At 59.5% G+C, this 15841-nt stretch carries 15 protein-coding genes and 1 pseudogene; 11 read left to right on the top strand and 5 right to left on the bottom strand.

Annotation, left to right across the window (positions count from 1 at the left end; translation table 11 throughout):
- Window positions 1-41 precede the first annotated feature (41 nt).
- Genes Q4P21_RS13490 through Q4P21_RS13500 form a run of 3 tightly spaced genes read right to left on the bottom strand, consistent with a single transcriptional unit; the run spans window position 42 to window position 5494 of the window.
- The gene (locus Q4P21_RS13490; RefSeq protein WP_303389271.1) at window positions 42-3338 is read right to left on the bottom strand and encodes an ATP-binding protein; all 3297 of its coding nucleotides are present in this window, start codon (window positions 3336-3338) and stop codon (window positions 42-44) included.
- Window positions 3339-4040, bottom strand: a complete 702-nt coding sequence (locus Q4P21_RS13495) for a DUF4194 domain-containing protein (protein WP_303389272.1) — start codon at window positions 4038-4040, stop codon at window positions 3339-3341.
- Entirely contained in the window at window positions 4037-5494 is a 1458-nt protein-coding gene (locus Q4P21_RS13500) for a DUF3375 domain-containing protein (RefSeq protein WP_303389273.1), read from the bottom strand. The genes Q4P21_RS13495 and Q4P21_RS13500 overlap by 4 nt, the downstream gene beginning before the upstream one ends.
- A 286-nt stretch (window positions 5495-5780) precedes the next feature.
- Between Q4P21_RS13500 and rpsF the strand changes: the two genes are divergently transcribed.
- The 4 genes from rpsF (at window position 5781) to rplI (ending at window position 7607) form a co-directional block, all read left to right on the top strand.
- Window positions 5781-6086, top strand: a complete 306-nt coding sequence (gene rpsF, locus Q4P21_RS13505; protein WP_303389274.1) for a 30S ribosomal protein S6 — start codon at window positions 5781-5783, stop codon at window positions 6084-6086.
- Window positions 6087-6148: 62 nt separating this feature from the next.
- The gene (locus Q4P21_RS13510; RefSeq protein ID WP_207345655.1) at window positions 6149-6754 is read left to right on the top strand and encodes a single-stranded DNA-binding protein; all 606 of its coding nucleotides are present in this window, start codon (window positions 6149-6151) and stop codon (window positions 6752-6754) included.
- A gap of 148 nt (window positions 6755-6902) precedes the next feature.
- Window positions 6903-7142 (top strand): 30S ribosomal protein S18, encoded by a 240-nt coding sequence (gene rpsR / locus Q4P21_RS13515; RefSeq protein WP_003800144.1) that lies wholly within the window; start codon window positions 6903-6905, stop codon window positions 7140-7142.
- Window positions 7143-7157: 15 nt separating this feature from the next.
- On the top strand, window positions 7158-7607 hold the full coding sequence (gene rplI / locus Q4P21_RS13520) for a 50S ribosomal protein L9 (protein ID WP_207345656.1): 450 nt from the start codon (window positions 7158-7160) through the stop codon (window positions 7605-7607).
- Window positions 7608-7667: 60 nt separating this feature from the next.
- Here the strand turns inward: rplI and Q4P21_RS13525 are convergent, their stop codons facing one another.
- Window positions 7668-7991, bottom strand: coding sequence for a DUF1801 domain-containing protein (locus Q4P21_RS13525; protein WP_369598901.1), 324 nt, complete (start codon window positions 7989-7991; stop codon window positions 7668-7670).
- A 493-nt stretch (window positions 7992-8484) separates the two neighbouring features.
- Here Q4P21_RS13525 and dnaB point away from each other — a divergent pair, with 493 nt between their 5' ends.
- From dnaB to Q4P21_RS13545, 4 genes are all read left to right on the top strand, one after another.
- A complete protein-coding gene (gene dnaB / locus Q4P21_RS13530) occupies window positions 8485-9864 on the top strand; it encodes a replicative DNA helicase (protein ID WP_303389275.1) in 1380 nt (459 codons plus the stop codon).
- Between the two features lie 120 nt (window positions 9865-9984).
- Window positions 9985-11358: an MATE family efflux transporter gene (locus Q4P21_RS13535; RefSeq protein WP_303389276.1), complete on the top strand. Its 1374-nt coding sequence runs from the start codon at window positions 9985-9987 to the stop codon at window positions 11356-11358.
- A 9-nt stretch (window positions 11359-11367) separates the two neighbouring features.
- Complete coding sequence (locus Q4P21_RS13540; protein ID WP_303389277.1) at window positions 11368-11976, top strand: hypothetical protein; 609 nt, start codon at window positions 11368-11370, stop codon at window positions 11974-11976.
- A 71-nt stretch (window positions 11977-12047) separates the two neighbouring features.
- Complete coding sequence (locus Q4P21_RS13545) at window positions 12048-12404, top strand: hypothetical protein (protein WP_303389278.1); 357 nt, start codon at window positions 12048-12050, stop codon at window positions 12402-12404.
- Between the two features lie 19 nt (window positions 12405-12423).
- Here Q4P21_RS13545 and Q4P21_RS13550 read toward each other — a convergent pair whose 3' ends face one another.
- A complete protein-coding gene (locus Q4P21_RS13550; RefSeq protein ID WP_303389279.1) occupies window positions 12424-13452 on the bottom strand; it encodes an N-acetylglucosamine kinase in 1029 nt (342 codons plus the stop codon).
- Between the two features lie 92 nt (window positions 13453-13544).
- Between Q4P21_RS13550 and Q4P21_RS13555 the strand changes: the two genes are divergently transcribed.
- The 3 genes and pseudogenes from Q4P21_RS13555 to Q4P21_RS13565 all read left to right on the top strand — a co-directional run.
- Window positions 13545-14516: a MurR/RpiR family transcriptional regulator gene (locus tag Q4P21_RS13555; RefSeq protein WP_303389280.1), complete on the top strand. Its 972-nt coding sequence runs from the start codon at window positions 13545-13547 to the stop codon at window positions 14514-14516.
- Between the two features lie 4 nt (window positions 14517-14520).
- On the top strand, window positions 14521-15273 hold the full coding sequence (locus tag Q4P21_RS13560; RefSeq protein WP_303389281.1) for an SIS domain-containing protein: 753 nt from the start codon (window positions 14521-14523) through the stop codon (window positions 15271-15273).
- Window positions 15274-15386: 113 nt separating this feature from the next.
- Window positions 15387-15841: pseudogene (locus tag Q4P21_RS13565) on the top strand (carbohydrate ABC transporter, N-acetylglucosamine/diacetylchitobiose-binding protein); the annotation flags it as partial.

Here is a 15841-nt window from a genome sequence, read left to right on the forward strand (position 1 = left end):
CACCAAACCACAACAACACCCCCGGCACCAGCCAGTGCGGCCTAGCGAAGAATGATGTCCGTGGCCGTAGCAGGTGATTGTCCGGTTGAAATGAATCCTGAGACATTGGCCTGCGGGTGTTTGATGATGTCGGTGACAGATCCAAGGTGCCGTGACAGGTCCACTTTGTCTTCCGGTGCAGCAAGCAAGAGTTGGAAACCAAACTCTTGCAGCGCATTGATGCCAGCGCCAGCGTATTCGGAGTTTGCTTGGATGAACGCCTCATCGATCATGACGGTGCCATAGGTACTGTAACCCTGGGTGTCGATGCCCAATTGGTAGGCCAAGGCGGCTCCCATAATGAACGAGGTAAAGCGTTGGCCTTCGCCACCAGACAGCGTCCCAGGCTCTAGGCCAATTTCAACCTCTCCGTTGGGTCTGTGCTCATTGCAGCTGATAGTGACGTGCTGGCGGACGTCTAGGACAGTGTCTGTCCAGTGCGCCATGCCAGGGTCGCGAAGAGCGTTCACGAGCCGTTCAAGCTGTTGGTAGCTTGAGGCCATCTTTTCCTCAGTAGATTTCGTGTACGCGTTTCCAAGAGCTTCCTTGAGTTCCTTCCGGAACGCACGGGCTTCATCGGGAATGCTTGTCTGAACTTCCAGCCGCAGCCGGCTGCCCTTTTCAAATGGGACATCGGAGAGTATCTGGTTGAGCGGAAGTATACGTTCCTCAATCACCCTGCGTTCTTCTTCCAGCAATTGCAGGAGATCCGAGAAGCGTTCGTATGAACGGTTGTTGAAGTACTCGCGGAATTCATCCTGGCGCTGGGGCAGACCGTCGGAGATTATACGTTCATAAAGCTCTTCGTAGTGCGGTGTCGCGTCGGCCCCGGTGCCGTGGCTGGCACTCATGGTGGGTCCGAACTGGCGGCCAAAGGACTTGAATATCTCGCTCAAGGCCCCTTCTGTCCTAAACTGCTGTTCCTTCAGGGCTGCACTGCGTTCGCCCAAGTCGACGGCCACCCCGCTCAACAACACCTCCAGCTCGTCCAAAGTGGTTGGTTCGCCTCCGCTGAGGTACGGCGCAAACGCGGTAACCGCCCAAACCGGTGGAGTGTCCTTGAAGTCAGCCGTTTTCTTGAGTGCTGTTCGGATGGAAGCGAGTTCTTTGCCAATAGCTGCGGCATCGTGGTGCAGCACTGCTACCCGACCCACGGCGGCTTCCAGGTCTGCCCTGGCTGTTGCCAGTAATTCACGCAGCTGCGCCAACGTCGCGCTTCCTGCGATTGTTCTTTCCAGTGCAGCGTGAAGGGCCTCGAGCTTGGCAGCCAACTCTGCGGAAGCGAGTTCGGTAAAGTCCCTGTCATCAACGGCTACTCGTTGCAGAGTGGCCAGTGTGCGTGCCGACTGCTCTTTGGCAAGGCCGCGTTGTGTTGCGACGGCGGCAGCTTCTTCGTGCTTGGCCGCCAGGGCTTGCGCCTGTTCCTGCAGTTGGGCTATTTTTGCGGCGTTGTTGAATCCGAGCAGGTAGTCACCGGGGTTGATGGTGCGGGTGTCGCGTTCATAAACGGCGGAACTCAGCTTTACGGTTCCCGCCTGTGAGATGGCCTTTGCGTGTTGGTGCAGCTCGGAATCATTGGTCACGCAATTAAAGGCAAAGTCAGCCGCAATTTTCGACTGGAGCCAAGCTCCGGCGTCGGAATCGTGGAAATCAAGTTTTCCAACAAGCTCTTCATCGCCGGCCTTTGCATCACGAGGGGGCACGGAGATGTTGATCCAGCGCAGTTTCCCGTGCCCATCAAGGGAGTTGATGGCCTGGGTAACCGCGGCAATGTTCTCGCCGGCAATCAGCAAAGTCGTGGCGAGTGATCGCAAAGCCTTTTCCACCGCGGAACGCCATGAGCCCTGCCCAGCCGCAATGTCCACCAGTTCCCCAGCAAACGGCATGTCATCCAGCGACAGCCCCGAGGCAGTAGAAATAGCCCGGCGTGCGGCAGCACTTCGTGAGTCGATGTTGCTGCCGCGACGCTCAAACGACTCAATTTCCGCACGAAGCTGTTTCTCCTGATCACGGATGTTTACGCTGGTGGCAACGGCTTGGTACTCAAGCGTCCGCGCGGCATCAGTCTCTGCCTGTTGAAGTTCGACGCCGGCCGCCGCGTTGTCGCGGGCAGCGGCCAGTCCTGCCTTGCTCCACTCGTACACGAGGCCAGCAGCATCCAGCTCACCCTGGACTGCGGCCTCCACCCGCAGGCGCTCGGCAAGCTCCCGCTTCCCGGCACGAATATCCTTCTCGAGACCTTCGATGGCCCGTCCGCCATGGTTTGCATGCTGGTCGGAGAGGGCTGAAACGGACTCGGCCAGAGCATCCTTGGTGGCCACGGCAGCCTCGATGTGCTGCTGCTTCTCTCGTGCTGCCTCGCCTAGGGCCACGGCCTTTGCCGCAAGTAGGTTAGCTTGAAACTTTTGCCGCAACAACGGCAGCTGAATATTTTTTAGCTCGGTTGTGCGGGATTGGGTCGCCGTGATGTCCTGCAATTTCTTGTGCAGTTCAGGCACGGGCGCCAACGCGTCGCGCTGTCCACGGGCATCCTCGAGCTGGCGGTAAATGCCGCTTAGGTGGTTGAAGTCCTCCACGGCTGCTGCCGCAGCAGAGAGCGTCGCCGGCTTGTCCAGCACCTCATAGCGGAAGAAGCGGTTGACGCCCTTGTCCAAGCCCTTGCCGTTTTGCAGTGTCCGCAGGAGGGAGAAGGCTTTGTCATTGTGGATGCCCAGCTTGCGGCGGAACCGTTCGGCAAAGGTCTTGTGGACGTCAAAGGCCTCGGCCCCGGGTAAGGCTGCATGCAGGGATGACGGGGAAAAGCGCCGACTGCCATGGTTCTCCAATGCCTGGATGTCCAGTTCGGCATTGTGGATGACATAGTGCTTGCCTACCTGGCCTTCAAGGCCGTTGGAAGGCAGGTCAAAGAGCGCGGCGATCGTGACAACGCGTCCCAGACCGTCCTCGAACACGAGGGCGGCCGCTGACCAGGTGGCGCTGGGACGTTGGTACACCACGCCGTCGGCCGTCTTGATCTTGCGTCCGCGCATATAGCTGAATGTGGTTCGCCGGTCTTTGCGGTTCGAGGCCTCGTTGGCTGATTCGTTCAGGCGCGGGGCCGCATAGAAGATGTGCTGGATGCCGTCGAAAAGTGTGGACTTGCCCACGCCGGGGTGGCCTGTCAGTAGTGTGCCTGCCCTGTCCACGTACATGGAGTGGCGGCCGTGAAAGGTGCCCCAGTTGATGATGTGGATCCGGCTCAGGCGGAACTGTCCGGGATTGACTTCTTCACCAAAAGGCAGGGTGGTGGCAATGCTCATCTAGAACGTCTCCTGCATCAGTGTGTCCTCGAACGGTTCGGTGATGGCACTCTTGTCCAAGGCGGCAAGATAGGCCGGAATTTGATCGATGGAGTCAAAGGGAAGTGCCAAGGCCAGGGCGTTGCTGACCCTGTACTCGTCAGCGAGCTCGGTGGGCGCAATCAGTTTCAACCCTGCCAGCCGGGCTAGGGCGGCATCCGTCTGCTCGTCGAGTCGCTTGTCATCAACGGCGCCGGGCTGGCGGTGCTCGGCCAGGATCTCCCGAGCGCCGGCGCGGGAAATTCCTACGTCGGTGCCAGTGCCCGCGTGCCTGTCGAGGAGTACACGCAGGCGCAGGGCCAGCAGCGTCTCTTCGCGGCGCAGCGGTTTGCGGGCCACGATGGGCTGCGTGTGCACGGCGTCAATTGAGGCGGGGGTCAAAAGTGCGATCTTGCGCTCCGAATCGACAGTCAACAGCAGGAAGATCTCGCTCAGGTACTGCTGGAGCGAGGCGGTGTGGTTGAGGATGGTCGTCCACAGGGCCGGATCCGTGGTGCCGTCAATGTACGGCCCGCGCAGCAAACGCACCAACGCCTGACGCAATTCAAGTGGGAAGGACCCGGTGTCTCCGGCAAAGAGGGTCCGTTCACTTCCATCCTGGGAATTCTCGCTGGAGAAACTGCCGCCAGCTGGGGCCGGGCTGGTTTCGTTGGGGCTGCTCATGGGGCGGGGTCCTTCGTGAAGGTGAACAACGGGAGTTCGGCGGTGCGGGCGGTGCCGTCGATTTGGGTGAAAGTCACGGTCTGGGTGCGCTGTGGATCAATGGGGCTTCCGGAGCTGCGCGCCGCCATGATCAGGCCGCGGATCGTATTCAGGTGCTGGAGATCGCCCGGCAGGGAGGCGTAGACCTCAGCCAGCGTGGCGCTACCGTTGCGGCTGTGCCGGGCAAGTTCGACGGCGGCCTGCAGCGTTTCCATGTCGGGTGCCGGTGTAGCGGGAGTGCGGTGGATGTCGGCATCGCTCAGTGCCGGCGGTGCCGCCAGCTTCGGCGGCGGCACATGGTCCTCGGGGTTGAAAATACCCAGCCCTGCGAGAGTTTCAAAGTTGGGGAAATACAACAGCGGCGGGACCACTGCTGTGCGGGAGCCCAGTGATGCCTTGGCCATTGACTGTTCGGCCGCGTGGATGGCTTTGCGTAGCAGCACCGATTCTCTGAACTCGGCCGATTGCACATACGCGTGAAGACTCTCCGACAGGCGCCCGTAAATAGTGTGGACATCGGCGGCCTGACGGCGCATCTCGCGCACCAGCGATGCAAGGTTTCCGCGCTCCTCGGAACTGAGCTGATCCGTGAAGTCGCGTTCAAGCACCTCATTGACGGACTGCCGAAACCTGGCCTGCTGCACGGGGTCGTTGAGGAATTCGGTGAAGCCCTGGAATGTTTCTCCTTCGGCAGTGCTCCGCAGGGCCTTGTCCCCGGCCAATACCTGGCCCATGGCCACACCCTTTGTCACGGAGGATTCCATGATCTCCTGGCGAATGGTGTGCAACATGAGCTCCACGCCGTCGCGCATGCGCTTGAAATCTGCAGGCAGGCTGGCGGCCAGGTCCAAAATGCTGCGGGTGGCTGCCACTGCGGAGTCATTGGACAGCACGGCGGGGGTGCCGCCGTTGCGCAAGGCGGCAATTTCACTTTCCCGCTCGGCAATTTCTGCTTCCAGAGCGGCAATGCGCGTGTCGGGGTCGGGATCGCTTTGAAACGAGAGCTTCTCAATGCTCGTCAACAAAGTGCTCAGCCGTGAACTGTTCAAGTTGGTGCGTTGGCCCGTCAAGGTGTCCAGCAACGCCAGAACGCGTGCCGTGCCTGCCGTCGGCTCATACAAGAATTTACCGTCCACCATGGGCCGGGCCAAAAACTGGCTGCGCACCCAGGAGTCGGCATAGTGAGAGGCCTGCCACGCCTCGTTCAGGCTCAGGTTTTCCCCGCGCAGCTCCTTCATGAAGTCGGCGAGGTCGGCGTGGAAGATTTCCAGCGGCACCCGCTGCCTGGTGGCGGTGAATTCAGCCCGCAGGAAGGCCACCGCCCACGATGCACCCTGCAGCAATTTCCAAGCCGGGCTGTGCCGCAACTGCTTTTGCGCGTGCCACTGCGCAACGGCGTTGTCGGTGGAGCGCATGAAGTGGGGCCTTTCGGCGAAAACGGGAACGGGGTTCAGTCCATTTTAAGGCATGGGGGAGACCTCGACTGTCGACGCTGCAGTTTGCCCATGCCGAGCCACGGCGTGTGGTGAGGGTTACCCACAGGGGTGACTATCCGGCGTCGTGCTTACGGTAAGATAGACAAGTCTGTGCTGGAACCGGGGGCACTCATTGAGTGGACTCAGTCGCCAGGCAGGCACCGCAAATGAACCTCCTGTTACGGAAATGCCGTAACCGCCTAGACCAAAGGAGGTGGGTTCACATATGCGTCCTTACGAACTGATGGTAATCATCGACCCCGATGTTGATGAGCGTACCGTTGAGCCGTCGCTGCAGAAGTTCCTGAATGTCATCACCAACGATGGTGGAACCATCGAAAAGGTTGACATCTGGGGCCGTCGCCGCCTGGCTTACGACATCCAGAAGAAGTCTGAAGGTATCTACGCCGTGGTGAACTTCACCGCCGAGCCTGCTACCGCTCAGGAACTTGACCGCGTGCTTGGCCTCAATGAGACCATCCTGCGCACCAAGATCACCCGTCCGGAAGAGCAGAAAGTAGAAGCCGAGTAATTTCGGCCTTAACTTTTTAGTTTTTTCTTTGTAGGAAAACACCAAGCAGGAAGCAGGAGCAGATGGCAGGCGAAACCACTATCACGGTCATTGGTAATCTCACCAGTGACCCCGAACTTCGGTTTACTCCGAGCGGTTCAGCAGTAGCGAACTTCACCGTTGCGTCGACTCCGCGGACCTTTGACCGTCAGAGCAACGAGTGGAAGGACGGCGAAACGCTGTTCCTCCGCGCGTCGATCTGGCGTGAAGCGGCCGAAAACGTTGCCGAGTCCCTCACAAAGGGAACCCGCGTCATTGTTTCAGGCCGGCTGAAGTCACGGACCTACGACACCAAAGAAGGCGAAAAGCGCACCGTCATGGAGCTTGAGGTCGACGAGATCGGCCCCTCGCTGCGCTATGCCAACGCTAAGGTAAACCGCACCCAACGCTCCGGCGGCCAGGGTGGGAACAACTTTGGCGGTGGCCAAGGCGGCCAGGGCGGAAACTTCGGCGGCGGCAACGCCGGCGGAGGACAAGGCGGCTTCGGCGGCAATCCCGGTGGGGGAAATCCCCAGTGGGGCGGCGGCCAGCAGCAGCAGTCCGCACCGGCAGCTGACCCCTGGGCCACGCCCGGTGGCGGCTCCTCCGGCTGGGGCGCAGGCCCGGATAACTCCGAGCCTCCCTTCTAACGTGCGGTGCAGGCCCTTTCTTGTCGGCTCCGCCGCCACGCAGGGAACCCGCGCACCACACTTGTTTATCAATGTGCGGCAACCGCCGTACGCACACCATCCCGCGGATTAATATCCACGGGCTCCACTAACACTAAGGAGCTCCACGATGGCTAAGGCTGAACTCCGTAAGCCCAAACCAAAGTCCAACCCCTTGAAGGCCGCTGACATCACTGTCATCGACTACAAGGACGTAGCATTGCTGCGCAAATTTATTTCTGACCGTGGAAAGATCCGTGCGCGCCGCGTTACGGGTGTCACCGTTCAGGAGCAGCGCAAGATCGCTCAGGCAATCAAGAATGCCCGCGAAGTCGCACTGCTTCCCTACTCCGGCGCTGGCCGCGGTTAAGGGAGATAAATACACATGGCAAAGCTCATTTTGACCCACGAAGTAAGCGGCCTCGGTGCCGCTGGCGACATCGTTGAGGTGAAGAACGGTTACGCACGTAACTTCCTTCTGCCCCGCGGCTTCGCCCTCACCTGGTCCAAGGGTGGCGAGAAGCAGGTTGAAGCCATCAAGGCTGCACGCCTGGCACACGCCCACGCTTCCATTGAAGCAGCCCAGGAGCAGGCCGCTGCCCTGCAGGGACACACCGTTGTTCTGAAGGTCAAGGCCGGCGCCTCAGGTCGCCTGTTCGGTACCGTCAAGGCCGACGACGTTGCAAAGGCTGTTGCCGCTGCAGGTCTGGGAACCATTGACAAGCGCAAGGTTGAACTGCCCGCCCACATCAAGTTGGTTGGCAAGCACACGGCAAACGTTCGTCTCCACGACGACGTTTCCGCTGTCATCACCTTGAACGTTGTAGCAAGCTAGTCGCCTGCACATAGCGTTTCTTGAAGCCCGGCCCCTTTCGTGGGGGCCGGGCTTCTTGCTTTAACCCGGGGTAGTTGTGGTCATTTGCTGGTAGCTCAACGCTATGAGCTGCGCCAGCACATCCATGTCCACATCAGCGAGCTTGTTGACGTATATGCAGGATGCCCCAGATTTGAAGCGACCCAACGTCGACAACAGTTCGGCAGCACCGGGTGGGTACGTGAGCCCGTATATGACCAGGTTGGCCTTCCGCGGAGAGAATCCTGCAGCAGGAGCGTCACCTTCACGCCCCGATGTGTACTTGTAGTGGTATTGGCCGAAGCCGATGATGCTTGGACCCCACATTTGTGGCAGTTGTCCCGTGATTTCTTGCATAAGGGCCATCAGCGCGTGGGCGTCTCCTCGTGGACATGGCGTGCCTCCATTCGTTTCAGGCAGCTTAGCCCCTTGCTCTCTGGGCTGCAGGGCACCGGATATCCACATGTGCGTATATATCTGTGGATATTGTGAGCTTCCTCTAGCAGGTTGGTGTGGGCAACGCTGCGCGTAGGACGTGAACTTTGTTTAAAAAAAGTATTCCTCCACAGGGGGTGGATAGTATTCATGCAGGTCAGAGCCATGTTTTGTGAACAACTTGTATTTTATCCACACACTTATCCCCATCCTGTGCACAAGCTAGGGCAGTTAATGCACTAGTTATCCACAGTGAGGGTGGACAACGGGGTTGGTGGATGCCCTTTCAGCGTCTAACGTTGCAACTAGGCTCTCCACAAAGACGACTTTGTCCGTACCAGCTGGCAGGAGCAGTCGCACTAAAGAACACACCGCCACAAGTGGTGAAAGACCCGGCCAGCAGGGCGGAAAGAGGGCACCACACATGTCGGCTACAGTCAGGGAAATCGGGACAACACCCCGTGAACCAGATTTCGCAAGGACACCGCCGCAGGATCTAGTGGCTGAACAAAGTGTCCTGGGTGGCATGATGCTCTCCAAGGATGCCATTGCGGACGTGGTCGAAGTACTGCGCGGAAGTGATTTTTACCGCCCGTCCCACGAAAGCATCTATGAGGCCATCCTGGACCTCTACGGCAGGGGCGAGCCCGCCGATGCCGTGACCATCGCCGATGAGCTGACCAAGCGCGGTGAAATCACGAAGACCGGTGGTGCGGCTTACCTGCATCAGCTGATCCAGTCGGTCCCAACAGCCGCCAACGCCGGTTTCTACGCCGAAATTGTTGCCGAACGAGCCGTGCTGCGCCGTCTTGTCACTGCAGGCACCAAAATTGTGCAGATGGGCTACGCCCAAGACGGTGAAGTCGAAGACACCGTGAATGCAGCACAGGCGGAGATCTTTGCCGTGGCTGAACGGCGCTCCACGGAGGACTATGTGCTTCTGAAAGACGTCATGGAATCCACTGTGGATGAAATTGAGGCGTCCGGGCACAAGGGCCAGGGGATGACCGGCGTGCCTACCGGATTCTACGAATTTGATGAACTGACCAACGGCCTGCACCCTGGCCAGATGATTGTCATTGCTGCCCGTCCCGCGGTGGGAAAGAGCACGTTCGCATTGGATTGGGCGCGGTCGGCGGCCATTGACCACAATATGGCCACGGTGGTCTTCTCCCTGGAAATGGGGCGGAACGAAATTGCCATGCGCCTGCTGTCCGCCGAAGCCACCATCAGCCTGCAGGATCTGCGCAAGGGAACCGTCAAGGACGACCAGTGGTCAAAGATTGCCACCACCATGGGCAAAATGAACGAAGCGCCGCTCTTCATTGACGATTCCCCCAACATGTCGCTGATGGAGATCCGCGCCAAGTGCCGTCGCCTGAAGCAGCAGCATGACCTCAAGCTGGTTATTTTGGACTATCTCCAGCTCATGTCATCAGGCAAGCGCGTTGAATCACGTCAGCAGGAGGTTTCTGAGTTCTCGCGTGCCTTGAAGCTGCTGGCCAAGGAACTCCAGGTCCCGGTTGTGGCGTTGTCACAGCTGAACCGCGGCTCTGAGCAGCGAACCGACAAGAAGCCCATGGTCTCCGACCTTCGAGAGTCCGGCTCCATTGAGCAGGACGCCGACATGGTCATTCTGTTGCACCGTGAGGATATCTACGACAAGGAATCAGCCCGGGCCGGTGAAGCCGACGTGATTGTTGCCAAGCATCGAAACGGCCCCACCAAGACAATCGTGCTGGGTTTCCAGGGGCACTACTCACGTTTTGCCAACATGGCCAGCGAAAACGGCGGCAGCTACTAACCCAGACGTACCGGGTCTGGTGTGCCCGGCGTTCGCTGCCTGCCGGGTATGCCCTGCCTGCCCGGTGCCCCGGCCCAGAGCGAGGCCATGAATAGCCGCAGTGGCCGATACTGTTAAACCATGCCCAAACCAACAACGCTGACCGACGCCTCCAAGGAGAGCCGCCGCGCAACGGCCAGGGCCATCCGAGGCCTGGCGATCCCCGCCTTTGGTGCGCTCATCGCCGAGCCACTTTTCCTCTTGGCTGACTCGGCAATTGTCGGACACTTGGGGGTTTCACAACTGGCCGGAGTGGGGCTGGCTGCCACTGTACTGCAGACCGTGGTGGGACTTATGGTGTTCCTGGCCTACTCGACCACTCCCGCCGTGGCGCGTCTTTTGGGAGCTGGACGGCACGCTGACGCCCTTGCTGTTGGCCGGGATGGGCTGTGGCTGGCAGCGATGCTGGGCATGGTGCTTGCCGTTGTCGGAATATTTGTTGGCGGCGGACTTTTCGGGGTCATGGGCGCCAATGGAGATGTACTGGGGTACGCACAGACGTACTTCATGATCAGCCTGGCCGGCATTCCCGCTATGCTGCTGGTTATGGCAGCCATGGGCGTGTTGCGTGGCTTGCAAGACACGAGGACACCTCTGGTAGTGGCGATAGTCGGGTTTGCCGTCAACATCGTACTGAACCTGGTGTTGGTCTACGGCCTGGGCTTATCCGTGGCTGGAGCCGCACTGGGCACAGTGATTGCCCAGTGGGGAATGGCTGTGGTGTACCTGGTCATTGTGGTGCGGGCAGCCCGACGCTATGACGTTGGTCTGTGCCCCGATTGGGCGGGTGTTCGAACAGTGTCCCGTGTCGGCAGTTGGCTCATGCTGCGGACACTCTCACTCCGCGGCGCGATCCTGGCCACCGTGCTTGTGGTGACCGCACAGGGCGCAACCAATCTGGCAGCCCACCAGCTGGCCATGACCATCTTCACGTTCCTCGCCTTCGCCCTTGATGCCCTCGCCATCGCCGCCCAAGCACTGATTGGTAAAGAACTGGGCGCCGGCAACGTCATGGAAGTGAGGTTCTTGACACGCACCATGACGAGGTGGGGCCTGGTCTTTGGTGTGTTGACGGGACTCGCGCTGTGGGCGGGGTCCGGCGTCGTCGGCTGGATCTTCACCGCGGACACGAGTGTCCACGCGGCGCTGAGCGCGGCATTGCTTGTCCTGGCTGTTGCCCAGCCGCTTGCCGGATACGTTTTTGTGCTCGACGGCGTCCTCATCGGAGCTGGGGATGCCCGGTATCTCGCATTGGTAGGGATGGCGAATCTGTTGGTCTACCTGCCCCTGCTCTTCTGGATTTCCCAAGTGGACTTCGGTGACACTGTTCCGGGGCTGTTCTGGGTCTGGGCCGCGTTCAGCATCGGTTACATGGGGGCCCGCGGATTGACTTTGGGGCTGCGCGCCCGAACGGGACGATGGATGCAAATCGGCGTTCCGGCCGCCCGCGGCTAGACTTGAAGGGTGAGTGAAACAGCACTGCCTCAGTCAAGCAACACCCGTACGGCCGCGCCCGGCATCCCTGCGCTGTGGCAGCGCGTGTTGTTGCGGGCTGTTGTGACGATGGCTTTTGGCCTCGTGACAGTCTTTTGGGCAGATCCTGGCGTGCTGGGATTGTGCCTTGGCTTTGCGCTCTACTTCCTTGCCTTGGCGGCCACCCAGTACTGGGTGGTGAGTACTCTTGAATTACCGCGTGGACACCGTGGCAGGCTGGTGTTGCTTGGAGCCGCAGGATTCCTGGCCATGAACGGGGTTGTGGTGGCTATTTCCGCCAGCACCGTGATAGCGGCCTGGCTTGGCGGCGCAGCCCTTGCTGTGGTGGGTGCGGCCGAACTATTTGCTGCCTTGGACAAACCAGCCGGAAACACGAAAGCGAAGATCGCCTTGCGAAGTGACTGGATGATCTCCGGCGTTCTTGGCCTGGGCACAGGAATCCTCCTTCCGTTCTTCGCCACCGTGGGCCCCCACGCACTCATGGGCGTTGCCGGTGGAGGGGCACTGATGATCGGCGCACTATGGGCGTTGTCCGCACTCACGCTTCGCCATGATGGCAGCAAGACAAAAGCCCAGTAAACTGGCACCGTATGTTCTACTTCGCGTAGAAAGCCAGGGTGTGTGAACACCCAACAAGCAAAGGATCAATTGTGGGCCGTGTAGAGCCGCAGAACCCGGATTCGGGCAATTCCATCAAGTTCCCGCTGAGCTTTTCCGCCGCCCTTGCAGCGGTTGCGGGCCTTGTTACCCTTGTGGTGTCCGCTGGGGGCACGATTCATGGGCTGCGCTGGGACCTTGGTGCCATTGCGTTTGGCATTGCTTTCGTTGTCACCTTGCTGTTGTCATCCCTGATGGTCATGGGCCACAAGGAAAATGAGGACTACCTCAGTGAGGGTTCCGGTGTGAACCGACGTTCCGCAGACCGCTTGAAGCAGATCAAAACGGACAATGCGGCCCAAGGCGGCCCGGCAGACAACACGCACGACGGCGAAACCCCCTCCCGCTAAATCGGTCCCACCGCGTCGGTCAGCTGCGCAACGCTGCCAAACTGTCCTGGATTCGCGAAAAGACGCCCGCATCAACATCAATCCCGTGGCGTTTGAGCACCAGTACGGCTGAACCCGCCACGCCGTCGTCCACGAGAATCGGCGTAATGGCTGTGTTGATCCCCGAGCCCGGCTCGCTGTTGTTCGCCGTTAGTGTGTCCACCACTGCCTGGGCCACAGTGGAACCTTTTGTGAGCACGCTGCCGCCAAAGACCAGTGGCCTTGCCGCAATTCGTGCGGCCCCGTCGCTTTCCACTCCCAGGCTGACGGCAAGAAGTGTCTTGGCCAGCGCATTGGCTGCACGCTCAATGATGTCCCTGGCAACGTCGTCCTCCTGCACCGTGAAAACGAGGGGAGTGAACCGGGAGAGCTCAATGGGACTCTGCTCGTAGACTCTTGAGATCAGCTGCTGCTGAGCCCGTAGGCGCCCTTGGGTGCGGGCGTGTGGCTCCCACGCTATCCCCAACTCAGCCAGGACCAACTCGGTCAATGCCGTCGCTTTGCCGCGGCCGTCGAGAGCTGCCGCCACGGCCTGAGCAATTTCCCTGCCGAGCCAGAATCCAGATCCCTTGTCGCCGAGCAACCAACCGGTCCCGTCAGCGACGGCTGCCAACTGACTGCCGGCGATACGTGCGCCCACAGCTCCGGTTCCGGCTATCAACGCCAAGCCTTCATCATGACAACTTCCAGAGTAAAACATCGCCAATAAGTCAGTTTCAATCATGACGTTACCTGCCAGGCCCAGTGGCTTGAAGCCAGCTTGGAACAAATGCAGGGGCAGTTCAAGTGACGCTCCGGCCATCGCCACGAGAACACCTTCGATGGCCGCGGGGCGGCCGCCCAAGGCCAGGGTGGAAGCTTGCACCAGTGCATCCAATGCGGGCCCAAACCCGCGGGAAACCGGGTTTCCCCCGCCCGCCGTGCCATAGCCGTGGCAGTAGCCCGCGGGGTCAACGAGAACAGCCCTGGTGGACGTCCCGCCAGCGTCAATGGCAAGAAATTTCTGCATCGTTACCAATCTGTGTCTGGGTGTGACTTGACTTACATGCGACGTGATAATAGTTTTCATTGTGTAGTCATCAAAAAGAAATGGATTTTCACATGTCAGCTTTCACGACTCCTGCATCTGCGGCAACGTCCGCCGGTGTCGTGAACCGTATTCAGGCCAAACTACCTGATATGCCTGCTGCCATGGCCAAAATCGGCGCTTACCTTCTTGAGCACCCACAGGCACCCCTTGAACTCTCCATCATGGAACTGGCGGAGCAAACTAAAACATCCCCGGCCACTGTCACTCGCTTTTGTCGTCTGCTGGGCTATGCCGGCTACGTGCCGTTCCGGGTCAGCATTGCCTCTGACCTTGGGCGCAGCGACGCCCGCGAGTCGTGGAAGGCCGATATTGGACGTGCTTTTGGCCCCGACGACTCGCCACGTGACGTACTGAGCACACTTGTTAACGCCCATACGCGTTCCTTGGAGGAAACCGCTGCCGTCATGGATTTGGCCTTGATGAACAAGATTGCCCGCCGCATTGCCATGAGTTCACATGTGGACATCTATGGGATTGGTGGGAGCGCTGTCATGGCCAAGGAACTCCAGTCACGTCTTTACCGGATCGGCATCAACGCCCACCACTGGTCAGAGGTCCACGCAGGACTGACAAGTGCTGCCATTCAGGACTCCGGCACGGTGGCCATCGGTATATCCAACACCGGCCGAACTGAAGAAACCTTGCAAATGCTGCGTGAAGCCGGCGAAGCTGGGGCGTTGACGGTGGCACTGAGCAACAACCCAGGCTCCCCTTTGGCTGAAAGTGCTGATGCTTCCATCATCACGTCCGTTCATGAGCAGTTCCTGCAGCCGGACGATCTCTCAGCCAAGCACGTACAGCTGCTGGTTCTGGACTTGATCTATTTACTGGTTGCTCAGGTGAATTTTGCCAAGACCACCTCGAAACTTGCGGCTTCAGCAATGGCTGTCTCTCCGCACCGGCGTCCCACCAGGGCCGCGCGGCTTGAAGTGAGCAGCCACAGAACACCCCACAAAACTGGAAAGGGTGAGGATCATTTCTAATTACATGACAGATTTCAGCCTTGAAGTTTCCACCCGATTGGACGCCATCACGGAGTGGGCCGTTGCTGGCGGGGTTGACGCGGCTGCTTCTGCAATGGCAGATGCACTGGCTAACGGTGGCGTCATTCAAGCCTTTGGCACCGGCCACTCCGAGGCCTTTGCCATGGAGATTGCAGGCCGTGCCGGAGGGCTGATCCCCACGAGCAAGATCGCCCTGCGTGACTTGGTGCTCCACGGGGAACGAAGTGTTGCTGAATTGGACTCCTTGGAAGGCTCCATCCTGGAGCGTGAAACGGGAGTTGCCGAGGAGCTCTTCAACCTTTCCCTCATTGACCCGCGGGACATCTTCATCATTGCCTCGAATTCAGGCGTCAATGGTTCGATTGTTGGACTGGCATTGGCCGCCAAGGAACGTGGCCACAAGGTCATTGCCGTAACGAGTCTGCAACACACGAACGCGGTGGAACCCAAACACCCAAGCGGGCTGCGGCTCAGCGAGATAGCAGATATTGTTATCGATAACAGGGCGCCGTATGGCGACACCACCCTGGAAGTTTCCGGCGGAGGAGGTGTTGGTGCTGTTTCATCGGTCACAGGCGCATACATTGCGCAGTTGCTCACTATCGAAACAGTCCAGTGTCTGATCCGTGCGGGGAAGAAGCCGCCCATCTATATTTCGGCAAATATCCCGGGCGGGGACGAACACAACCTCGCGCTAGTTGGCCAATACGTAGGCCGACTCAGGCGGGAGGCATGATCTCGGCGACACCCACGTTGGAGTCAGCCTAGTGAAATGCAGTACCCGTACCAAGTGCGTACAAGGCAGTACCGATTTAGCGCTCGTACCATCAATGGAAGGCAGTAAATAGAATGAGTATTCAGAACAAGCCGCTGCAGCGTCGTGGATTTCTCCGCGGGGCCCTGGCAACCGCCGTACTTTTGCCCTTGGGCGGAGCGCTTGCTTCCTGTGCAGGGGGTGGCGATTCAGGCACCTCGGCTGCGCCGGGTGGCGAAGTTGATCCCACGAAGAACCCGTTTGGAGTTGCCAAGACCGGCGCACTCGACGCTGTCATCTTCAAGGGCGGCTACGGCATCGACTACGTTGACTTCGCCGGAGCCATCTTCTCCAAGAACTTCCCCGACGTTACGGTGAAGATCAGCCCCTCAACCGACATTTCCCAGGAAATGCAGCCCCGCTTCGTCGGTGGCACGCCTCCGGATCTGATTGACAACTCCGGTGCCAAGTCCATGGGCTTCAGTGGCATTCTCGACCAGCTTGAAGACCTCAAGTCCGTCACCGAGGCCAACAACCTCGAGGGAACCAA

The sequence above is a fragment of the Arthrobacter sp. genome (assembly GCF_030540645.1).
Taxonomy (GTDB): Bacteria; Actinomycetota; Actinomycetes; order Actinomycetales; family Micrococcaceae; genus Specibacter.

Bases quoted from the DNA above. Each gene is read 5' to 3' on its own strand.
- Q4P21_RS13550 (WP_303389279.1), bottom strand. From the start codon at position 13,452: ATGCAGAAATTTCTTGCCATTGACGCTGGCGGGACGTCCACCAGGGCT.
- Q4P21_RS13560 (WP_303389281.1), top strand. From the start codon at position 14,521: ATGACAGATTTCAGCCTTGAAGTTTCCACCCGATTGGACGCCATCACG.
- rpsR (WP_003800144.1), top strand. From the start codon at position 6,903: ATGGCTAAGGCTGAACTCCGTAAGCCCAAACCAAAGTCCAACCCCTTG.
- Q4P21_RS13535 (WP_303389276.1), top strand. From the start codon at position 9,985: ATGCCCAAACCAACAACGCTGACCGACGCCTCCAAGGAGAGCCGCCGC.
- Q4P21_RS13500 (WP_303389273.1), bottom strand. From the start codon at position 5,494: ATGCGCTCCACCGACAACGCCGTTGCGCAGTGGCACGCGCAAAAGCAG.
- Q4P21_RS13495 (WP_303389272.1), bottom strand. From the start codon at position 4,040: ATGAGCAGCCCCAACGAAACCAGCCCGGCCCCAGCTGGCGGCAGTTTC.
- rplI (WP_207345656.1), top strand. From the start codon at position 7,158: ATGGCAAAGCTCATTTTGACCCACGAAGTAAGCGGCCTCGGTGCCGCT.
- Q4P21_RS13525 (WP_369598901.1), bottom strand. From the start codon at position 7,991: ATGGCCCTTATGCAAGAAATCACGGGACAACTGCCACAAATGTGGGGT.
- Q4P21_RS13510 (WP_207345655.1), top strand. From the start codon at position 6,149: ATGGCAGGCGAAACCACTATCACGGTCATTGGTAATCTCACCAGTGAC.
- rpsF (WP_303389274.1), top strand. From the start codon at position 5,781: ATGCGTCCTTACGAACTGATGGTAATCATCGACCCCGATGTTGATGAG.
- dnaB (WP_303389275.1), top strand. From the start codon at position 8,485: ATGTCGGCTACAGTCAGGGAAATCGGGACAACACCCCGTGAACCAGAT.
- Q4P21_RS13555 (WP_303389280.1), top strand. From the start codon at position 13,545: ATGTCAGCTTTCACGACTCCTGCATCTGCGGCAACGTCCGCCGGTGTC.
- Q4P21_RS13490 (WP_303389271.1), bottom strand. From the start codon at position 3,338: ATGAGCATTGCCACCACCCTGCCTTTTGGTGAAGAAGTCAATCCCGGA.